The sequence below is a fragment of the Duncaniella muricolitica genome (assembly GCF_910574735.1).
In the GTDB taxonomy this organism is placed as follows: domain Bacteria; phylum Bacteroidota; class Bacteroidia; order Bacteroidales; family Muribaculaceae; genus Duncaniella; species Duncaniella muricolitica.
On the sequence record NZ_CAJTCF010000078.1, the window covers coordinates 1 to 18,758 of the forward strand.

Annotated in this window: 23 protein-coding genes and 1 pseudogene; 1 reads left to right on the forward strand and 23 read right to left on the reverse strand. The window is 45.1% G+C overall.

Annotated features, from left to right (window positions below; all coding sequences use genetic code 11):
- Window positions 1-143: 143 nt before the first annotated feature.
- From QGT73_RS14240 to QGT73_RS14345, 23 genes and pseudogenes are all read right to left on the reverse strand, one after another.
- A pseudogene (locus QGT73_RS14240) lies at window positions 144-245 on the reverse strand (beta-ketoacyl synthase N-terminal-like domain-containing protein); the annotation flags it as partial.
- Window positions 246-265: 20 nt separating this feature from the next.
- A complete protein-coding gene (flxB, locus tag QGT73_RS14245) occupies window positions 266-997 on the reverse strand; it encodes a flexirubin biosynthesis SDR family reductase FlxB (RefSeq protein WP_068960700.1) in 732 nt (243 codons plus the stop codon).
- Entirely contained in the window at window positions 994-1,230 is a 237-nt protein-coding gene (locus QGT73_RS14250) for a helix-turn-helix transcriptional regulator (protein WP_280122872.1), read from the reverse strand. Before QGT73_RS14250 ends, flxB begins: the two co-directional genes overlap by 4 nt.
- A 192-nt stretch (window positions 1,231-1,422) precedes the next feature.
- Window positions 1,423-2,307: a carboxylesterase family protein gene (locus QGT73_RS14255; protein ID WP_084274015.1), complete on the reverse strand. Its 885-nt coding sequence runs from the start codon at window positions 2,305-2,307 to the stop codon at window positions 1,423-1,425.
- Between the two features lie 91 nt (window positions 2,308-2,398).
- The gene (locus tag QGT73_RS14260; RefSeq protein WP_068960698.1) at window positions 2,399-2,929 is read right to left on the reverse strand and encodes a glycoside hydrolase family protein; all 531 of its coding nucleotides are present in this window, start codon (window positions 2,927-2,929) and stop codon (window positions 2,399-2,401) included.
- Window positions 2,926-3,492: a DUF3872 domain-containing protein gene (locus tag QGT73_RS14265; protein ID WP_084274014.1), complete on the reverse strand. Its 567-nt coding sequence runs from the start codon at window positions 3,490-3,492 to the stop codon at window positions 2,926-2,928. The genes QGT73_RS14260 and QGT73_RS14265 overlap by 4 nt, the downstream gene beginning before the upstream one ends.
- Window positions 3,493-3,495: 3 nt before the next feature.
- Window positions 3,496-4,368: a toprim domain-containing protein gene (locus tag QGT73_RS14270; protein WP_068960697.1), complete on the reverse strand. Its 873-nt coding sequence runs from the start codon at window positions 4,366-4,368 to the stop codon at window positions 3,496-3,498.
- Window positions 4,365-4,988, reverse strand: a complete 624-nt coding sequence (locus QGT73_RS14275) for a hypothetical protein (protein WP_133165738.1) — start codon at window positions 4,986-4,988, stop codon at window positions 4,365-4,367. The genes QGT73_RS14270 and QGT73_RS14275 overlap by 4 nt, the downstream gene beginning before the upstream one ends.
- A gap of 67 nt (window positions 4,989-5,055) precedes the next feature.
- A complete protein-coding gene (locus QGT73_RS14280; RefSeq protein ID WP_068960695.1) occupies window positions 5,056-5,637 on the reverse strand; it encodes a conjugal transfer protein TraO in 582 nt (193 codons plus the stop codon).
- 3 nt (window positions 5,638-5,640) lie between these two features.
- A complete protein-coding gene (gene traN, locus QGT73_RS14285) occupies window positions 5,641-6,516 on the reverse strand; it encodes a conjugative transposon protein TraN (RefSeq protein WP_449405092.1) in 876 nt (291 codons plus the stop codon).
- Between the two features lie 155 nt (window positions 6,517-6,671).
- Complete coding sequence (traM, locus tag QGT73_RS14290) at window positions 6,672-7,871, reverse strand: conjugative transposon protein TraM (RefSeq protein ID WP_068960694.1); 1,200 nt, start codon at window positions 7,869-7,871, stop codon at window positions 6,672-6,674.
- Window positions 7,861-8,163, reverse strand: coding sequence for a TraL conjugative transposon family protein (locus QGT73_RS17550; protein WP_068960693.1), 303 nt, complete (start codon window positions 8,161-8,163; stop codon window positions 7,861-7,863). Before QGT73_RS17550 ends, traM begins: the two co-directional genes overlap by 11 nt.
- Window positions 8,164-8,787: a conjugative transposon protein TraK gene (gene traK, locus QGT73_RS14295; protein ID WP_068960692.1), complete on the reverse strand. Its 624-nt coding sequence runs from the start codon at window positions 8,785-8,787 to the stop codon at window positions 8,164-8,166.
- 18 nt (window positions 8,788-8,805) lie between these two features.
- Complete coding sequence (gene traJ / locus QGT73_RS14300; RefSeq protein ID WP_068962035.1) at window positions 8,806-9,804, reverse strand: conjugative transposon protein TraJ; 999 nt, start codon at window positions 9,802-9,804, stop codon at window positions 8,806-8,808.
- A 14-nt stretch (window positions 9,805-9,818) separates the two neighbouring features.
- Entirely contained in the window at window positions 9,819-10,457 is a 639-nt protein-coding gene (locus QGT73_RS14305) for a DUF4141 domain-containing protein (protein WP_088294824.1), read from the reverse strand.
- Entirely contained in the window at window positions 10,454-11,176 is a 723-nt protein-coding gene (locus tag QGT73_RS14310) for a hypothetical protein (protein ID WP_068960691.1), read from the reverse strand. Before QGT73_RS14310 ends, QGT73_RS14305 begins: the two co-directional genes overlap by 4 nt.
- Window positions 11,177-11,179: 3 nt before the next feature.
- Window positions 11,180-13,669, reverse strand: coding sequence for a TraG family conjugative transposon ATPase (locus QGT73_RS14315; protein WP_068960690.1), 2,490 nt, complete (start codon window positions 13,667-13,669; stop codon window positions 11,180-11,182).
- Window positions 13,666-13,986: a DUF4133 domain-containing protein gene (locus tag QGT73_RS14320; RefSeq protein WP_068960689.1), complete on the reverse strand. Its 321-nt coding sequence runs from the start codon at window positions 13,984-13,986 to the stop codon at window positions 13,666-13,668. The genes QGT73_RS14315 and QGT73_RS14320 overlap by 4 nt, the downstream gene beginning before the upstream one ends.
- Window positions 13,986-14,294 carry a DUF4134 domain-containing protein gene (locus QGT73_RS14325; RefSeq protein WP_068960688.1) on the reverse strand — a complete coding sequence of 103 codons (309 nt, stop codon included), beginning with the start codon at window positions 14,292-14,294 and terminating at the stop codon, window positions 13,986-13,988. The genes QGT73_RS14320 and QGT73_RS14325 overlap by 1 nt, the downstream gene beginning before the upstream one ends.
- Window positions 14,295-14,377: 83 nt before the next feature.
- Window positions 14,378-15,163, reverse strand: a complete 786-nt coding sequence (locus QGT73_RS14330; RefSeq protein WP_068960687.1) for a hypothetical protein — start codon at window positions 15,161-15,163, stop codon at window positions 14,378-14,380.
- On the reverse strand, window positions 15,160-15,471 hold the full coding sequence (locus QGT73_RS14335) for a DUF3408 domain-containing protein (RefSeq protein ID WP_068960686.1): 312 nt from the start codon (window positions 15,469-15,471) through the stop codon (window positions 15,160-15,162). Before QGT73_RS14335 ends, QGT73_RS14330 begins: the two co-directional genes overlap by 4 nt.
- Window positions 15,472-15,861: a DUF3408 domain-containing protein gene (locus tag QGT73_RS14340; RefSeq protein ID WP_068960685.1), complete on the reverse strand. Its 390-nt coding sequence runs from the start codon at window positions 15,859-15,861 to the stop codon at window positions 15,472-15,474.
- 10 nt (window positions 15,862-15,871) lie between these two features.
- Window positions 15,872-16,627: a ParA family protein gene (locus tag QGT73_RS14345; RefSeq protein ID WP_068960684.1), complete on the reverse strand. Its 756-nt coding sequence runs from the start codon at window positions 16,625-16,627 to the stop codon at window positions 15,872-15,874.
- Window positions 16,628-18,155: 1,528 nt separating this feature from the next.
- Here QGT73_RS14345 and QGT73_RS14350 point away from each other — a divergent pair.
- Complete coding sequence (locus QGT73_RS14350; RefSeq protein WP_068960682.1) at window positions 18,156-18,581, forward strand: plasmid mobilization protein; 426 nt, start codon at window positions 18,156-18,158, stop codon at window positions 18,579-18,581.
- The last annotated feature ends 177 nt before the right edge of the window (window positions 18,582-18,758 follow it).

An 18,758-nucleotide genomic window follows, 5' to 3' on the forward strand; every position in this document is an offset into this window, starting at 1 on the left:
CCGATTTTCGCTGTTTTTTTAGTGTATGCCCGGTTTTCAACTTCCTGAGAATCGAATATACGAACTAATCTCGAAAAATTCCAGATTATTCTAAAATATTCAATTCTCAGAGGCTTTAATCAGAGGAGTTCTGCAACACCCTCAATTCCAGATTTCCCTTTATATAGTGAATCCTGTACTTCTTCTTTATTTTTTCCGATACAGGACCAAATTCCCATACCTGTGATTACTACTCTTCTACTCATTGCAAAATCAGATAATGAGGTTAACTGTACAATCCTCCATTGATATTGATGACTTCGCCAGTTATGTAACCAGCCTCGTCAGAACAAAGAAAACCAACCAATGCTGCTACTTCCTCCGGACGGCCGAAACGATTCATTGGAACCAATTTTTTCAGTTCTTCTTGCGGAAGATCCTTAGTCATGTCGGATTCAATAAATCCTGGTGCGATGGCATTCACTGTCACATTTCTACTTGCCGTTTCCTGCGCCAGAGCTTTGGTTGCACCGATTAAAGCACCTTTTGCGGCACTATAGTTTGTCTGCCCGGGCATTCCTTTCAAACCGGATAACGACGCCATATTAATAATTCTGCCACCATGTCGGCGCATCATCATTTTGGGAAGCAGCTTACGGGTAACATAGTAGAAACCATTAAGCGTCACATCAATAACATCATGCCAATCTTTCTCAGGCATCATGAACATCAGATTATCCTTTCGTATTCCAGCATTATTTACAAGGTACGCAATGTAGTCATCTGGATGCTCATCTTCCCAACGTTCTATTGCACTACTAACATCTTTTTCAGAGGCCACATCAAACTGAAGAAGATATGCAGTTCCTCCAATGGATTGCACACACTTTAATACATCAAGGGCGGCAGTCTCATTTGAATGATAATTTATTAGAACCGGAACTCCCATTTGTGCAAACTTCAAGCAAACAGCTTTGCCGATTCCTCTGGATCCACCTGTTACTAATGCGTACTTCATAAGTCATCTGTTTTTAATAATTCCTCGGACGATTCTCTAAGTAATTCCAAAACTGGCGTTTGCAACAAAATAGATATGTCATAAAGAACAGGGATACTGGGTTGAGAAGCATTAGAACAATAAGAGTTAACCTGCCGAAAAGTTATATTCAACTTTTTGGCTAGCCATGTCTGCGTACGACCTTGTTCTTCAAGTACTTCTTTAATACGATTGTAGTTTCCTGATTTCATCATTCATGATTTTCGGTGCAAAATTAAGAAAAATTTCTTCATATTCCAAATTCTGGAACAAGAAACTGCCTGAAAATATGTGTATTTAGGCCGTAAAGTAAAAATATAGCACTACCTACCCAATGAAATAGACCTGCATATACAAAAAAAGGATAAGCCCTTGACCTATCCTTAAGAATATACATACCAAATTGCTTATGGTTGCAAAGCAATAGCATTCTGGATTTCTATACCATGGTGAAGTTTTGATTTACTGAAAATCCAGCTTAAAAAATCCGGGGATGCAAATGCCTTATCCCAACATTCATGTCCCACATCGGGAAGTTCAATGAGCTGAGCATCGATGTCATGCTTTTTTAAAACATTATATGCTGCTTCAGATGCTTCAATTGGTATGACATCGTCATTTGTTCCATGATATATACGGAACGATGTATCTGTTATGGACGAAAGTTTGTCCGGATTTACAGCACCACAAATGGCAACTGCGGCGGCGAATATATCAGGGTGTCTCCAAGCTGCGTCATATACAGCAAGTCCACCCATAGAAAGGCCAACTATATAAATTCTATTCTTATCGATATGCAGAGTATTGGCACAATTCTCCACCAGCTCAATTACCCCCTTCATAATGGGAGTCTCGTCTTGATTTTTCATGATGTCCTTCTGAGATTTTGGGCTCTTATTCAACGACCAAAAATAGTCATCTGGACATTGAGGGAAAATCACATATGCAGGGTATGACTGTCGAGAACTTGAATTTGAGAAAAGGTCTCCACCATGTTCTAGTTGTTTCTTATTATCATTACCACGCTCACCGATTCCGTGCATAAAGACAATCAGAGGATAACTACTTTCTTCTGATTCTACAATATTGGTAGAATCCGGAGAGATTATTCTATAATTTATGGTGAGACCATCGGAGGAACTATATGAACCATATTCATACAGTTCCTGAACACTTTCTTTGTCATGCCCAAATGCACAGACAAAAGACATCATCAAAAATAATATAGTGTAGAATCTATTCATAGAGTATTTGTAAATTGGTAATTCTTCTTTCCCAACAATTAGCATCATTGGTTGGTTTAATGGATACGTAATACAGCAAACAATCCTGACAGACCTTTATTACTGAAAGTTTGTCAGGATTGTTATATATGGAATTTATTTAAGGGATGAACAGGGCTCCGAGTTCCGTTAGTCTGCGAGTGTATAATCCTTTGTGCCATTTGCCTCGGTAGTGGCAGTAGGAGGTGTAGGCTTTGAAGATGTTGCGGTTGCCGGATTTGAGCATTTTATAGACGCTAGACTTATTTACAGCACCGGGGCCGATGTTGTAGGCTAATGCTCCAAGCAGAATACTATCCTTTCCCATGTCGCGGTATAGAGCGCAGAATTTCCGTAGGTCTTTGCGGAGAAGTGCATCGGCTTCGCGCTCACTCATCTTGTAGCCACGAAAATATTTCTCTCCGGGAAGTTTTCTATGACCGTAACCCAAGTATGGCCAGTGGCGGCGTGAGTCATGTAAAGTTTCAAACTTCTTTATTATGAGAACTGCACGCTCAAAGATCGTCAGTTCCATTATGCTTCGTTTTGTTTTCTGCTCCCTTGCGGGGGCAGTTCGCTGTGAGGCGGCGTTGCCGGGCATTGTTCCTACAAGGGAGAACAATGCCACAAAGAGTATAAGGAGTTTCTTCATTGGCTAATAGGTGTTAGTGTACCGGGATTGATTGGTGTCACGACAGTACTTTCCGATCCGCCTTTGTCATCGCTGTCGTTGTTGTTGAACTCAAAGGTCTGTTCCCAACGAGTCCCATAGTTGTCCTCAATCGTTATCAGAAGTTCGTGACTTTCTGAGGAGTAAGCGGTGTAGTTGAGCCGGAATTGCTTGGATTCGAGGAGGACGCGGTCATTGTTGACGAGTGTCGGGCCATCAACGAGTTTCAGCAAGCCTTTACCCTCATACTGGAAATAGCGGATTGTGTAGAGTGTGTTGGTGTAGTTACCTTCGGGGACGATGGTCATACGCAGTTCTACGGTTTCGCCATTGGCTATTTTGTCTGCGTATGGCATAACTTCCACCGTGAAGGGATATGATTGTTGCACATCGAGGTCATCGTCGCAGGAGGTGAGGGATAACACGAAGGCAAAGACGATTGCCCAGCAACCGCAAAGCGCTTTCGTAGTGGAACGGAGAAAGAACCCGAAGAAACGGGTTGGAGTGACACGGGCTGAGCCGATTCTATTGAGGATTGTTTTCATTTTTCAGAGTTTGAGTTTTGATTTTGCTGTCTGTTTAGGATAGAGCGACATGAGATAGTCGTTCAGATCCTTGTGATTGGGGTAAAGTGCGGACTTGTCCATTACCTTATCGCCTAACTCCTGCTGGAGCTTGACGAGTGCGGCTCGTCCGGCATTGTCGTTGTCGAGATAGCAACTGACCAGACTGTATTCTCTCAGTGGCGCAATGGCTTTATTCAGATTGGAGACAGAGTTAAGCACTATTGTGTCAGTGCCGTCATTATATCCGAGTCGTTCCGCTGAGAGAAAGTCAATGAAGCCTTCAAAGACATTACACCGGGCGTTGCCATTGGCTATATGAGTTATATGCTTGGGTGGATAAGAGCCTTTGAAAAAGGAATTACGCAGTTCATAGCCATGCGCGTTATTTTCAAAGCCGATGGCGTAATACCTCTTGCCATGTAATTCATAATCACACTGCACACAATAGCGTTGGGCTATGTCGCGTGGTATGCCACGGTCATCAAGGTATTTAAGCAGAGCCGGAGCCTCCAGTCTGGAGATAGCAACATTCTCAAATGTCGGTTCTTCCTTGAACGGCATTGGCTTGTAGGGTTTCTCTACTGGCAACTGCATCTTTTGGGCGATGAACTCCGCCCGTCTGATGAAGTCTGTTTCGCCTGTCAACTCTCCGGCAAGGTTGAAGATGTCGCCACCTGCACCGCTCCCAAAATCGAACCATAAATTTTTGCGCGGGTTGACATGGAACGAGGGCTTACGCTCATTGCGGTATGGAGAGTAGAACCACAATCCTTTGCTGTCGCGTCCTGTCGGCCGATAGCCGAGGTGGTTGAGGAAATCCACCAACGGGATTTGTCGGATAGCGTCGATGTTCATAGGCGCATACCTCGTTTCTTTTTCGGGATTTCCGTCTTCTCAAGTTCAGTCCTATTTAATGCCAGATTTTTATTCATAGCTGACATCTCAGCAACAATATATCGTTTGATTTCCGATATATTGGATGAACCTATCATGTGCCATACAAGAGTAAATATGTTCCCTTGTTTCTTAGACTTGGTGTCATGCCAACAATTAGTGATGGTATTAACAGCGATAGTCCGATTCTCGTCATTTGAATACGGAGCTTTGTAGTAGAGAATGTTTCCATCCGCCATCAGAGGTTTGGGTTGACCCAACGCTTTCATAAAAGTAGTCAGATGGATTTTGTCATAATCTACATCAAAAGTTTCCGGCTCCATCAGTCTGCGACTCATTGCACGCAGTTCCTGTATTTTCTCATATTCATTAGCTTTACGGACTATATAGCCATCAATATCATCTCTATCAGCACCTTTTGCAATAAGTCGTGCCAAATCCCTTATATCCCCCGATTTGCCAGTCACTTGGTCATACCATTTTCTTGCCAAATCATCAACAATAAATTTAGGTTCCGAATCATTTCTATATGGAGTATAATAGAGTTCGACGTCATCACTGACAAGGTCAACACGTCTCATGCCTATAGCCTCCAATAGCTTGTATATGCTGATTTTGTGTATATCATCTTTTGTGTATCTCATAGGCTCATTCGATTATAAATTTTACGCCAACACCATACTGAGTATGGAAATGGCCCGTTGAGTTGCCGAACACAAACCGTTCTTTCACATTGGCAGTCAAGGCTATTTTATCAGATAGATAAAAGTCTGCCTGAACAGTCAGTGCGCCGCCATAGATAAAGGCGTCGCCGTTGTGGAGCGTGGATCCGTCGGACAGCACCGACTTACCCCAGTTTACCGTTTCATATCCGCCGAGGGCAGACACGCCACAATAGAGGTGAAAAGCCTGCGAGTAGTCGCTCAACAGGTGGAGATTGTAGCCTACCTCGCCCGTGAACTCCGCAACAGGGATACGACCTTTTTCGCCGTATGGCTTGTAAGTCTGGAGATACTCGCCGCCAAAAGTCCATGTGTTGGCGTTACCCTTGAAAACGGAGTAATAGACACCGAAAGAATAGCCGCAGTTGCGGGAGTTGCCGGTATAAAAACCGTCTGCCATATTTGCCTTTACCTCGACCGCTGACATTCCGGGGAGGCATCGCTGGGCCATTGCCTGCCCTGTGAAAAGAGCAAGCATGGCAGCGAAAAGAATTATCGCTTTTCTCATTGGTTACTGGATTGAAAGTTCGTCGATTACGTTGGCTCTCACAATATCCTCGTTCTCCACTACGAAAGACTGATGGCGGCCGCCTTCCTTTTCGGCGACCTCGATAACGAGCTGTTTATCGTCGGGGATAGTGAATTTCTCCAAGGCGAACACGGTTCTTTCAGAAGATTTGCCGTGAACAACAGTCACATAGTTCTGGGCGCGGAGCGGTTCAAGCACCTGTTCCTGCATGGCGGTTCTCTTGATAACTTTCTTGTCCACAATCTTGAACGACACAAAATCAATGTCGAAAGCGATATTTGAGGTATTCTTCAGTTCGGTGTGGAAATAGAGAAGTCCATTGTTGGTGTAGATGCTTTTCAGTAGGAACTGGACACCGAAACGCTTGCTGCCTATGTGTTTGATTTCGCGCTTGTTCTGTTTGTAGATTGATTTCATAATCAGTTTGACAAGCATCGGCGACTCCTGACCGAGTTTTTCCAGATAGATCTCCTGCGCGTTGTTGGGGCGGTTCACAGCCTCACCGTCATGGAGAAAATCAGTCATCTCGATACTGAGCAACAGCGGCTCTTTGGCAAATTTTACATTAAACGTGTAATAGCTGCCATCTTCGGTGATAACCGAAAGATTGGTTTCCTGCTTGAACGACTTGAAAGCCGATTTTACACGCAACACATTCTTTGCACCGTCAGCGAGTCCGGCAACGAGGTTCTCATTGCCCAAGTCCACATAAGTGATTTCTGCCGGGAAGATGATGTGCGTCGTTTTCTCATACGCAACTTCCAGTGCGTGAGGCGGTATCATGCGGTCAAAGCCGACTTTTCGGGTAAGACCGTCAAATTTGTCGCCGTCGGTGTAGTTTGCGCCGTACACGTTCATATCGTGTTCGGCGACCGTTTCAGTGTCAGACGACACGTTGTTATCGGTATTTTTAACTGTTTTGGCGTTGACAGCGGTGGCTGCTCCGAAGAGTGCCACTGCCACAACAAAGAGTTTTGTGATTGTTTTCATTCGTTGTTGGTGTGTTTTGTTGATTATTGCTCAACCTGCTTGAGCATCACTTTATATCCGGATTTCAGATGCACTTTCACCTGACGGACTTTCTTGGTAAGATATTGACCTACGCCGTTGAGTAAGCCTCGACCCACATCGGAGACAATTTGCGCTCCGGCATTGGTGGATATGTTGATTGAGCTGCCGACGGTACTACCCATATTGGCTCCGATTTCTTTCAGTGCGTCAGACTCCATAGAATTGGGAATGTTGATACCCTCTTGACCGTCTGAGTCATATACAGCGAGGTCAACTTCCATTATACAGCCTAATGCCTCAATGCTCTCAATCGTGATTTCAAGGCGTTCACCTTGCAATCGTGCCGAGCCGACAACGGTTGTATTCTTTGGCAACAGAGAGTTCCCAATCCACATCGGTTCAAGAGTACGAAGTTTCACGCTCTGACCGTCAATTACCGACTGGTCAGAGGCTATACAAGCTGAAATGGTATTTTTGAAATTTTGACGCTTGCCGCCGACAACAGTAGAGAATGATCGTTCAGATGTTGCCGCATTGAGAGAGGAAACCACATTGCGGTTGACCTGATTCACGGGCATAACTTTACGCTCCTTCACCGGCTCATCGACAATGATCGCCTGTTGGCTACCATTTCCAGTGCCGAGATACTGCGCCGCCAACTGATAAGACTTCTCCATCAGCTCCACTTCATTGGGCTGCTGAGTCTGCTGCTGGGCGTAGGCATTCTGCATTTCCAGTTCATCAATCCTCGCTTGAAGTTCTGCGACCTGTGCCGCAGACTGGTCTTCGGGAATATAAAAATCTTCAAGTGACGCTTGGACTGACTGGTATGCCTGTGCCGATGACTCTATTGCAGTCGGCTCTTCTGAAATATTTGTCGGCATCGTATCCGCCATTTCAGTGAATGTCTGGACTACGCTATCCTGTCGGTGCTTTTCATCTTCAAGTGCCTTAGCCTCCATTGCTTTGAGTTTGTTCCCTTCAATTTCGGCATTGTCACCATCCGGCAGCTCCATATTGGCGTTGCTTGTGTCGGTCATGTCTGACGAGAATCCACTGCCGAAAATTAACCAAAGGGCAACTATGAATGTCAGGAACATCGCGGGAAATACAATGGCATACTTTTTAAGTTTGGCTCTCTCAGCCTCATTTTTCGGCTGAAACCAGCCATTGACTTTCGTTTTCAGTTCTTCAAATGTCATCAAATGTTGGTAGTGACTGTTTTTCAGTTGAAGCTGGTAACTCCACTGCCTTTATATGCTTTATCTCATCAATGTGCTGACGGGCTTGCCCCAGTCCTATGTGGTAACAGGCATTGCCGAACAATAGAAATGCGATGAGGACAAACAATCCGAAGAATATACCCACGATTGTCAACCGTCGTTTCTGCGGTATATTATCACATTTGCATATAAGGAAATTTCTCAATTTCCCTTTGGGAGTGTGCCACACCTTATTATATATGGTGTCGCGTACTTTTGATAAAACTCTCACTTATCGTTTGATTGTGGAAATATCTTTATTTTCAAGGATATTGAAACCCTCGATTATAAAGCCGTTAGGATTGTCATCTGATCTTGACGAATTGGTCAGCTTGCAGGTTGTTATAAGACTGCGCTCAGTCACGTTGCTCTGACGAATGATTTTCTGCTTCGCATAAGTAACCGCCGTGTATGGATAGTTGGTGAAGTTGCATACAACGCTGTCCACCTGACATATCTGGTTGATGTTGCCTGAGATGATTCGGTTATAGTAACCTTTTTCAGAGAAGTCAGAGTAGTAATTGTATGCGCTATTATCTGAGAGAATCAATGCGCGGTTGATATTGTGTTCGATGGCCGATTTGTCCGGCGAGAGAGTGAAAAACAATTCATGGAAACGTCTTACATGCTCCCGTGCCTCTGCCGGACGGTTCTGGCTCATGTCCTGCGACAAGGCAAGCATCAAAGACTTGCCATTGTCAAGGACATAAATCTTCTCACGCTGCTTCTCAGCAAACTTGAAAACCATAACCAGAGCCACCGAGACAACCACCGCACACATAGCCACAAATACAATTCCGAAAAGCCTTATCTGACGGAAAGATGACTCTATGTTTTTAAGTGATTTGAACTCCATTTAATCGGTGTTTGAATGTCATTTTAATAGTTTTCCGGCTCTGCCGGCCACGTTGCCTGCAACTGCACCGCCGACACTTCCGGCCATGGACCCTGCTTGCATCGCTGTATTGTTGACAGCTCGATTGTAGTTTCCGGCACCTCCGGCTTGGATAATCCACCCCGCCACAGTGGGTATTGTGAAGTAGCCTATAATACCGATAATCATAAAGATAACATACGCGGTATTTGTCCCGTCGAGGTCTGCATTGGGGTTATTAGTCAGTTCTGAAATGTCGTTTTGAAGCATCAAAACTTGGATTTTGGCAAGAATTGTACTGAACAAATCCGCGACCGGAAGCCATAGATAAGTCTGAATATATCGCTGGATCCACATGGTCAGTGTTGACTGGAAGCCGTCCCATACCGAGAGGGCAAACGCTATCGGGCCGAGGATTGCCAACACAATCAGGAAGAATGTCCTTATTGTGTCTATCGTAAGGGAGGCTGCCTGAAACAGCATTTCAAGTAATTCCCTGAAAAAGTTCTGAATGGCTTTCTTGACCTTATACATTCCTCGCTCGATATACATTCCTGCGGCTGTCCCTATTTCAGTCACGCCCAACTCATCAATCTGACGGTCAAACTCAGCATCATCAACGAGGTAGGCGGTTGACGGGTCATTCATCATCTGCTCATATTCCAACCGGTCTTTTTCTTCACGGTACTTTTGCATATCGAGGGTTTGCCCCTCCAGCATCGAGGCTGTTCCTTGAACGATTGGCGACATCACCGCATTGATTGTCCCAAGTACAACCGACGGAAAAAACATTATGCAGAAGCCGATAACAAAGGGCCGAAGAAGCGGGAACACATCAATAGGTTCTGCTCTCGCCAGTGATTGCCAAATACGGTAGGCGACATAGAACAATGCACCTAATCCGGCGATTGCCTGTGCCACGCCCGCCATATCCGAACATAGTGGCATCATCTCATCATAGAGCGAGCGGAGGATTGTGTGAAGGTTGCTGAAATCTATCGCACACAGCATGGTTACCAGTATTTTTCACTGCCGTCGCCGTAGAGGTTTACAACCCTTTGTGTGTCGGCTTTCTTTTTCGCCCTCAGATAAGAGACGCTGATGTTCTTATTGGTGTAATAGGCGGTCAGATTCTTCAACCGCTTCATCTCCTTGTAACAGTTATCCACCACATCCATACGGTCTTTGTCGGTCATTGAGAGAGTGGTAATGTTGACCACCTGTTTCAAATCCCCAAGGACACCATTGGCTTCTTCCAAGATTCGGGTATAACCGGAGGCTATTGCAGACAGTTCCGAGGAAGTGAAGTTTGGATCCGTGAGCATCTTCTGGAAGTTATTGACGTAGTAGCCGGATATATTGCCGAGCATGAGGATTGTCTGCTGCACCTTTCTGGCATCGCGGACGAGATTGTTGACTGACTGGAGAGCGTCGTAATATTTCTTTGCCTGCTGATAAATTTTCACGGTTTCTTGAAAATTTTTCACCATGTGGGTCGCCGTCTGCGACTCTTGAACGAGTGATTTGGAGTTGTTTACGATGCTTTGGGCGATGTTGGAAGGGTCAATGACCGTCCATTGGGCGTTTGCCTTGTTTGCACTGAAAAGGATGCAGATAGCAAACAGTGAAATAATAATCTTGATATTTTTCATTCGTTTCTGTCTGATAAAATGACTTTTATTCTTTCACGGGTATCATCATCAAGAGAAAGTTTCTCAACACTCGTAAAAGCCCCATTGTCAAAGATTCCGTTGTGTGTTTCCCGTTTCAGCCAGACGCCAAGTCGAGGTATGAAGATAGCATTGTTATCCTCATCAAAATGGAATGTGAAGCCGAAGCAGCCATTGGCGTAAAAGCGGTTGTTTTCCGATTCCTCGCTCAATAAATACTTCCCGACAAGATAATGGTCTTCAATACCGTCCAGACTCATAATGTATGTGCCACCGTCTCTATAAATGGTCGCAAGGATTGTGTGCGAATCATCCTCCCATAATCCCTGCAACTCGGATATTTTGTCGATGATTGCCATCGGAACATCGCATGGGGAGAATTGTTCCTTAATATTCTCCTCAACCATCTTTTCAACCATTGGCTGAACGAGTTTCAAAATATCCTCTGTCTGGCTACGATTCGCACTCTTTATTGCCGACTTGATTGTATTTTCAAGGCGTTCAAAGCCGGAGTCAATCCAATTTTTAATGCAATCGGCACAGAGTGACATATTGCTTATGGTTTTCTTAAAGAGGAGTTTCAGACCTTTGCAAACAAGCACAAGGCCGTAAATTGCCAATGCTACGCCACCTATAAAAAGAATTGAAGTGGCGAGTATGGGAAAAAGTGGTTCAAATAATTCTAAAAGTTCTGTAAACATTCGTTATTCGTTAGCTAATCGTTTTATGGCGGCTTCGGTATCGCCGCCGAGTTTCTGTGCCATTTCCCAAACCTTTATTTTCTCCGTTTCCTCAGTGGTATAGCAGAGATATTCCTCTTTGCTCACCTCAGTGGCATAGACGGCTGACTGCGTTCCTCCAAGTCCAATCCACACCTCTTTATAAAGGCGGTTGGGATTGTTCGCCATGTTGATACTCAGTATTTGGGCTTTCTCCTTATCCGTCAGACCTAACAGCTCCTGTATCTGGTCGAAGCGGTTCATGTACTTGCGTTGGTCGAGAAGTATCTTGCAGTCGGAGTTGTTGATGATGGTTTCTTTCACAATAGGTGACGATATAATGTCATCGACTTCTTGCGTAACAACCACAGCCTCACCAAAATATTTGCGGACAGTCTTGTAGAGGTACTTCATGTACTCAGCCATATTTGCCGAGGATAGAGCCTTCCAAGCCTCCTCGCAGATTAGGACTTTGCGGATGCCTTTCAACCGGCGCATCTTGTTGATGAAAGCCTCCATGATGATGATTGTAACAACCGGGAAAAGTTCGCGATTTTCTTTAATACTGTCAATCTCGAATACCACAAATCGCTTGTTGAGCAGGTCGATATTGGCTTTTGAGTTGAGCAGGAAGTCGAAGCGGCCACCGTGGTAGTATTGGCGCAGAGTGGTCAGGAAATTGTCAATGTCAAAGTCCTGTTTGTAGATGGGTATCGGGCGATTAGCCATTTCCGCACGGTAGTCATCACGCATGAACTCATAGAATGAGTTGAAACATGGGACAATGTCGCGGTCTTTTGCCATCTTATCGAGGAACATTGACAATGCCGAGCCAAGCTCGCCGGATTCAGTCTTTGTCACTCTGTCATCCTCCGATTTCCAAAGCGTCAGCAGCAGTGTTTTGATTGAGTCTTTCTTCTCCACATCAAACACTCCGTCGTCGGTGTAGAACGGGTTGAAAGATATGGGGTTATCCTCCGTATATGTGAAATATACGCCATCTTCACCGTGAGTCCTGTTTCGTATCAGGTTGCTCAGACCTTCGTAGGAATTACCCGTATCAATCAGAAGTATATGCGCGCCCTGTTCATAATATTGCCTGACAAAGTGGTTGGTAAAGAACGACTTCCCACTACCTGACGGGCCGAGGATGAATTTGTTGCGGTTGGTGGTTATGCCTCGCTTCATCGGTTCATCGGAAATATCCAAGTGGATAGGTTTGCCCGTGAGTCTGTCAACCATCTTTATTCCGAATGGGGATAACGATGAGCGGTAGTTGGTTTCGGCAGTGAAGAAGCAAACCGCAGGTTCAATGAACGTGTAAAAAGATTCCTCCGCAGGGAAGTCGGCCTCATTGCCGGGCATCGCTGCCCAGAACAGTGTCGGGCAGTCGATGGTGTTGTGCCGTGGCATACAACCCATTGTCGCCAGCTGACCGCCAACATCATTCTTGACCCGCCTCAATTCCTCGGCATCATCGCTCCAAGCCATTATATTGCAATGGCAGCGCACGGAAATCAGTCCGTAACTGTGGGCTTCATTGAGATATTGGTCAATCCACTCCTTGTTGATGGCGTTGCTTCGGCTGTACTTCGACAGGGAGTTCATATTGCGTGCCGTCTTTTCAAACCGCGTCAGATTCTCGTCAGGATTATCAATCAGTAGATACTGGTTGTAGATATGGTTGCAAGGCAACAGCAACCCTACGGGAGAAGCGAAAGAAAGCCGGCAGTCGCTTCGGTCAGTTGATAACCGCTCATATCGGTTGTCTGTGCTGACCTTTGCGGGCAAATCCTCAGTGTCTGAAAGAGTATGGAGGCAGAGCATCTTGTCGCCGATTCTCATCTCCTTTGCCGACAGGTCAATGTCCTCCAAGCAAGTGACGTCGTCCATTGACAGCGACATATATTTCTCAATCAGTCCGGAGGTTGATTCAGTGCCGATAAGGTCTTCATCACTCAGTCTATGGAGTTTGATATAGCCGGTGTCATTCATAATTCGCTCGAATTGCTCAACGCTTTCCATAAATTTCACAACCATTTCGTGATTCAAATCCTTTGGCATTATACGTCCACGACAGAGGGTTGAGAAGTTTGACTGCTGGCGCATACGCTCCTTTGTAGTCTTCGTCAGGAAGAGGTAGCATTTGTGGGCGAGATATGGACGCTCATTGAAGTGGCGTTCAAATGAACGGTCAAGAAATGACAAATCCTCTTTTTGAAGTTCCGGCTTATACTTTTCACTGACAAACCAGTCCTGCTTATGTACGACAGTGTAATGGGGCAACACCTTGATTGCCTTGCACCAAGCGGAGTGCATCGCTTCATATTCAGCGGAGGTGACAGTGAATAGTTCCGGTAGGCTCACCTCAAAGGCCACGGTGACATCCGCGTCCTTTGAGATGATGCAGCCATGCTCGACCGCCAGCAGCGGCAGCTTTGACTCCAGTGTTGTAGCTTTCAGTATATTCCTCATTTATTCTTATGTTTTATCAATCGTGTTATGCGCAGACGGTTGATGATATATCGTGGTCGATACTTGACCGAGGTCAGTTTCATCAGACCGTACTGGCCGTATTTGGCATTGATATGGAATGTGAGCCAGACAAGAAAGGACGCACCTGTCGCACCGAAGCCTATGCAGACCCATTGGGAGATTCCGGCGATATACATGATGACGAATACCACGAAAATGGCAAGCAATCCTCCTGCGAAGATGAACAGGTATTGCGCTTTCAAGCCTTTGTACTCAACCGACCGACCAATGCCCTTGTTGATTGAATACTCGGACATCAGAGGAAAAATGATCGGAGGATTGTGGCTGCTACAATCAGGAAGATACAGGCACCGAACCATGAGGCGGCAGTCTTGCTCGTGTCGGGGTCGCCACTCGACCATTTGGAGTAAACCTTGATGCCGCCGATGAGTCCGACCACGGCACCGATTGCGTACACCAATTTCGTCCCTGGGTCAAAATAGGAGGTGACCATTGAAGTGGCTTCATTGATGCCACTCAGACCGTTACCGGCGGCGAACATCTGGATTGCAGCCGTCAGAAGAAGCATTGCGGCAATGGGACGGCGGCGATGGGGTGCGTTCATAAACGCTACGGTTCTTTCATAGAATTTCTTGAAAAAATTAGACATGAATTATATTATAGATAGGTTTGCCTTGCGGCCAAGTGTCAATGATAGACATTGAAATCAATTTCATCAATTTCCGAGGTGTCGATGTCAGCGTGGAAAAGGACTCTTTTAGGTTTGTCCGGCTGCGATTCAGGGGATTGAGCGGAGTCATTCTGGTCATGTTCTGGAATAGTATCCTCCGTTTCCTCTTTCGTTTGCTTGGGCAGATGTAATTCGATAAGGAGAATCTTTTTCTGAATTGCCGGGTCAAGTGAAAGTTTTTCCTTTATGACTGTACCGTCAAGTTTACGGAGAGTTTCCTGTGCTACCTCCATATCCTCCGGGTTGTTAGACGTCTCTTTCAACACATTCATTGTCGTGGTCATATCGTTGAAGTCCAAGCCGTCGGCGCATGGTTCAGTAGGTTCGGGAGCCTCACCGGTCAATTCCGCTACTGTTGTGTTGGAGAATACTTCATCAAGTTTGTCATTGGGTACAACTATTGAAGATTTCTTGTCCTCTAATTCCGGGAATCCGGCATCTGCAAAGTTGCCATATTCCTCTATGATAAGAGGAACGACCTCTTTCACAATCTCTTTGACAATCTGCTTATATGTGTCGGGGTCATATTTGCTTTCTCCGACAACGGAGGCTATTTTCTCCTCAATGGGATTTTCGACCGAAGCATCAGATACACCTTCATTATTATTTTTAGGCGGGTCTGGTGTATTATCAGACGCAGCGTCTGTTGAGGGACTGTCTGCTTTCTCTTTATCCTTTGATAGGAGCATTTTGGCAAGAAAGATATTGCTTGCCAAAAGTGCCAGCACTACAAATACTGTCATGTAAATAAGTCCTCACGGCTGTCTTCAAAGATTCGCTTCATCAGGTCTGCGTTCTTTGCGAAATGGTCGAGGACGATTGCTGACAGATAGCTGCCGATAGTTGCACCATGAGGAGCAAGGACTTTCACCATCTTGGTAAGAGTATCGTGCAACTGTGGCTGGATGTAGGTGCGCCTCGTGGCGAAATCATTTGAGCCGGAGAGATACTTTTCTATGTATGCAGCCTGTTCCGGGTCTGTGGCTTGCATTTCGGCTTCTACCGAATCGGGGGTGACTTTGATAGTGAGTTTATGGGTTACATTTTTCATTTATTGTCTTTTTTCAATATAGGTTTCATACTCTCGGAAATGCTCCGCAAGTACGTTGTTGATATATGCTTTGGCTGAGCAACAAGGTGTATCGCCGTATGAGATGATCCGCTTTACCTTCTGTATAAAAATTGGGTCAACCTCAACAACCTGATATTTCTTCCTTGACCGCATGTGCGCCATATTGCGCACGAAGCAGTCAAGATATTCTTCCTCTGTCTGAGGATGTGATTGCGGGGTGTTGTCCGGCTTGGATTTCTGTTTGACAGGAGAATCTTTATCCGACGATGTAACTTTAGGTTTCTTGGAAGGTTGCGTCTGGGAGGGGCTCTCCCGAAAATCTCGGATGAACTCATCAGGGTCTATATCCGATTCATACACTTTACCCATAGGTCAGACATCACAGGTTGACAACCTTGAGGAATTCCTCTGCAAGTTCCTGTAACCTCGTCCCTTTGAGCAGCGCCTTGTCCGGAGGCATGATCGTGGACCTGAAAACAGCCCTTTCAAGCGTTTCCGAACCTTCGCGGCGATACTTCTTCGTGTCGGGAACTTTTGTGCTGAGGGTCGGCAGACCCAGTTCATCGAAGAGTTTCTCATAGCGGTCGTATAAGTCGGTTTTCTCACGGGCATCGGTCATATTCCAGAGCATGTGAACACCCTTCAGCTGGGATTTGCCGGTCGTGAGCCATTCCTGTAATTTGAGTGCATAAGCGAGCGAACTCTCCAATACCACCTTGTCGGCGGAGATTGGTACGACAATCATGTCCATGCAGTTGGCCACTGTTACCACGCCACGGTTATTCACTGTGCCGGGGAGGTCGAAAAACACGATGTCGATGTCGTCGCCACTTTCAACCAGCTCCTTGACTTTTGACATGGCTTCCTCCGGAGGGCATACCAGAACAGGGAATGGTTTCAGCTTGGTTCGGACGAGTGTGTCGGAGAATGTTTTCTTGAACGAGGGACTCAGGTCAAGAAGCATCTTCTCTCGCTTGCGCATTTCGTCGATGCTGTACTGCGGATAGTCGCAGTCAACAACGAGAACTTTCAGACCCTTGCAGTAATACAGGTAGCTCGCTACCGTGACCGTAAGGGTAGTTTTGCCTGCTCCTCCCTTTTGGGTGGAGAAAGCGACGAATTTGGGTTCTTTCATTCATTTTTGAATAGAGGTTAAGACACAACACGGGCCTTGGGCGACAGCGGGGAATTCAATCCGGGTAATTGGATTCCACACTACCGTCTGTGTCACAGCGTAATAATAAAATGTATTGGAAGTCAGCCTTACAAATGGCTTAAATAGCCCTGACGTGCAGTCCCATAGGGTAACTGTTTTGAACTCAGCGGGCACCAATCACAGCCATAGCATCGGCCGTGTGAATTGTATATTGTGTCGCATTTCAAGAATCATGAATCGCGCTGGAGTCGTTCCTATAACCATTAACTTGAACGTTCAGGGGATTCTGTCAACCGGAATGCTCTGCAAAGTTACAACACAAGGTAAGCGTTTTCCAAAATTTCGAGGGTCTTGGACGCACAAAGTATAGATATGACCGCATTTGGCCGGGTACTCGTGATATATCCTTAACCCGAATCTTTTATGAGAAGGGGGTGCATTTCAGATTCAGAGGTCTTGCTGTCGCTGTTCCTATAACCATTAACTTGAACGCACAGGAGTTTTCGTCAGCTGGAATGCGATGCAAAATTACAACAACAGCTCAGCGATTTCCAAATTTTCAAGACCCTTGGACGCACAAAGTATAGAAATGGCCGCATTTGGCCACATACTCTTGAAGTCAATCATTATGTTCAGGTGCGGTTAAAGCATGGTGACTCCTCACACAACTTCCAACGTCCATAAGTCCCTATGTCCTTATAGACATATAGACCTATATCCTAAATATTAAGAGAAATATATTTCTATATAGATAGAACTGAATATAGATAGAAATAGCGATACATCTACTACACCAAATAAACATAAATAGATACTACGATAGAACGATAGTATTAGGGATAAATAGAAACATCATTCTATCTATGACAATAAATACACATACTAATCTCTATGCAGATAATTAGAATAATATTTCTATTGATACATTGAGATAGTACAAAGTATATATCTCACGACATCGGTATTTTTATTAACATAGGTATTGAACTATGAAAATCTCTTTAACTGTATCATTATACATATTTCCCAATATTTTCTAATGTGACGGAGGGCTGTCCGCATTTGGTCTGGAAATGGCCGTATTTGACCGCAATAATTGAACATGGCTATGGCGGCTCCGGTATCAACGTGCCAAACCAAAATCCTTGGCTTTTTCAAAAAAGTGCTTCCAAGAGGGTCAAAAATTTGCATTTCGGGGTTCCCATGTCGTATCTTTGTAGGAGCAATAGCGCATGACGAAGCCGAAAATCAGGCAGGAGCGAATGAAAAACACGGATTCTGATATACATCAACCAAAATCCACTTCCTTATATTATATCGGATGTTCACAAGAACATAGCAAGAACATAGCAAGGTGTCTTTTCAGTTACTGAAAAGGTTTTGGGTTACCGGGTATCCACAAAACGACCTTGCAATGTTGGGTAAATGCTCCGAAGTCGCATTTACCTTGAATAGACCTGCCGTTGGCTACAAAAACGCCATGCGTCACTTTCAATCCCGTTCTGTTATGGCAGAAAATTTCAACAAAGGAGGGCGTCCAACGGTCGCCAACCGTTGCCACAACTGCGTAATGCTACGCTTCGATGACCTCGAATTTGACAAACTTATCCGTATGATGGAGCTTGCCGGAGAGAGCGTCAAGGCTACTTTCATCAAGGGGCTGGTCTTTGGAAAGACTTTCAAGGTGCATAAAATCGACAAGACAATGCTCGATTATCTCACCAAACTTTCAGCTCTGTTTGCCGAATACCGTAACATCGGCGTCAACTACAACATCGTGGTGAGGGAACTCAAAGCAGGATTCTCCGAGAAAAAGGCAATGACGTTGCTCTACCGTCTTGAAAAGGAAACGAAGGAACTGGCGGCTGTCACCGCCAAAGTACTTGCACTTACTGAGGATATGCGCAACCAATGGTCGCAAAAATCTCAGTAGGCAGCAGTCTGTATGGCGCACTCTCATACAACGGCGAGAGTGCGTCCGTAATGGTCGCATAACAAATACCTCTTTGGCAAGAGGTTAGATAAGTGTTCCAAATAACATATTGGGGTAAAATCACCCCAACAAACAGTTGTTAACAACCAAATAACAAAGTTTAACTATGTTATATTA

Excerpts from the sequence above, each read along its gene's own strand:
- flxB (WP_068960700.1), bottom strand. The coding sequence starts at position 997 with ATGAAGTACGCATTAGTAACAGGTGGATCCAGAGGAATCGGCAAAGCT.
- QGT73_RS14250 (WP_280122872.1), bottom strand. The coding sequence starts at position 1,230 with ATGATGAAATCAGGAAACTACAATCGTATTAAAGAAGTACTTGAAGAA.
- QGT73_RS14255 (WP_084274015.1), bottom strand. The coding sequence starts at position 2,307 with ATGATGCTAATTGTTGGGAAAGAAGAATTACCAATTTACAAATACTCT.
- QGT73_RS14260 (WP_068960698.1), bottom strand. The coding sequence starts at position 2,929 with ATGAAGAAACTCCTTATACTCTTTGTGGCATTGTTCTCCCTTGTAGGA.
- QGT73_RS14265 (WP_084274014.1), bottom strand. The coding sequence starts at position 3,492 with ATGAAAACAATCCTCAATAGAATCGGCTCAGCCCGTGTCACTCCAACC.
- QGT73_RS14270 (WP_068960697.1), bottom strand. The coding sequence starts at position 4,368 with ATGAACATCGACGCTATCCGACAAATCCCGTTGGTGGATTTCCTCAAC.
- QGT73_RS14275 (WP_133165738.1), bottom strand. The coding sequence starts at position 4,988 with ATGAGACGTGTTGACCTTGTCAGTGATGACGTCGAACTCTATTATACT.
- QGT73_RS14280 (WP_068960695.1), bottom strand. The coding sequence starts at position 5,637 with ATGAGAAAAGCGATAATTCTTTTCGCTGCCATGCTTGCTCTTTTCACA.
- traN (WP_449405092.1), bottom strand. The coding sequence starts at position 6,516 with ATGAACGTGTACGGCGCAAACTACACCGACGGCGACAAATTTGACGGT.
- traM (WP_068960694.1), bottom strand. The coding sequence starts at position 7,871 with ATGACATTTGAAGAACTGAAAACGAAAGTCAATGGCTGGTTTCAGCCG.
- traK (WP_068960692.1), bottom strand. The coding sequence starts at position 8,787 with ATGGAGTTCAAATCACTTAAAAACATAGAGTCATCTTTCCGTCAGATA.
- QGT73_RS14305 (WP_088294824.1), bottom strand. The coding sequence starts at position 10,457 with ATGAAAAATATCAAGATTATTATTTCACTGTTTGCTATCTGCATCCTT.
- QGT73_RS14310 (WP_068960691.1), bottom strand. The coding sequence starts at position 11,176 with ATGTTTACAGAACTTTTAGAATTATTTGAACCACTTTTTCCCATACTC.
- QGT73_RS14315 (WP_068960690.1), bottom strand. The coding sequence starts at position 13,669 with ATGAGGAATATACTGAAAGCTACAACACTGGAGTCAAAGCTGCCGCTG.
- QGT73_RS14320 (WP_068960689.1), bottom strand. The coding sequence starts at position 13,986 with ATGTCCGAGTATTCAATCAACAAGGGCATTGGTCGGTCGGTTGAGTAC.
- QGT73_RS14325 (WP_068960688.1), bottom strand. The coding sequence starts at position 14,294 with ATGAACGCACCCCATCGCCGCCGTCCCATTGCCGCAATGCTTCTTCTG.
- QGT73_RS14330 (WP_068960687.1), bottom strand. The coding sequence starts at position 15,163 with ATGACAGTATTTGTAGTGCTGGCACTTTTGGCAAGCAATATCTTTCTT.
- QGT73_RS14335 (WP_068960686.1), bottom strand. The coding sequence starts at position 15,471 with ATGAAAAATGTAACCCATAAACTCACTATCAAAGTCACCCCCGATTCG.
- QGT73_RS14340 (WP_068960685.1), bottom strand. The coding sequence starts at position 15,861 with ATGGGTAAAGTGTATGAATCGGATATAGACCCTGATGAGTTCATCCGA.
- QGT73_RS14345 (WP_068960684.1), bottom strand. The coding sequence starts at position 16,627 with ATGAAAGAACCCAAATTCGTCGCTTTCTCCACCCAAAAGGGAGGAGCA.
- QGT73_RS14350 (WP_068960682.1), top strand. The coding sequence starts at position 18,156 with ATGGCAGAAAATTTCAACAAAGGAGGGCGTCCAACGGTCGCCAACCGT.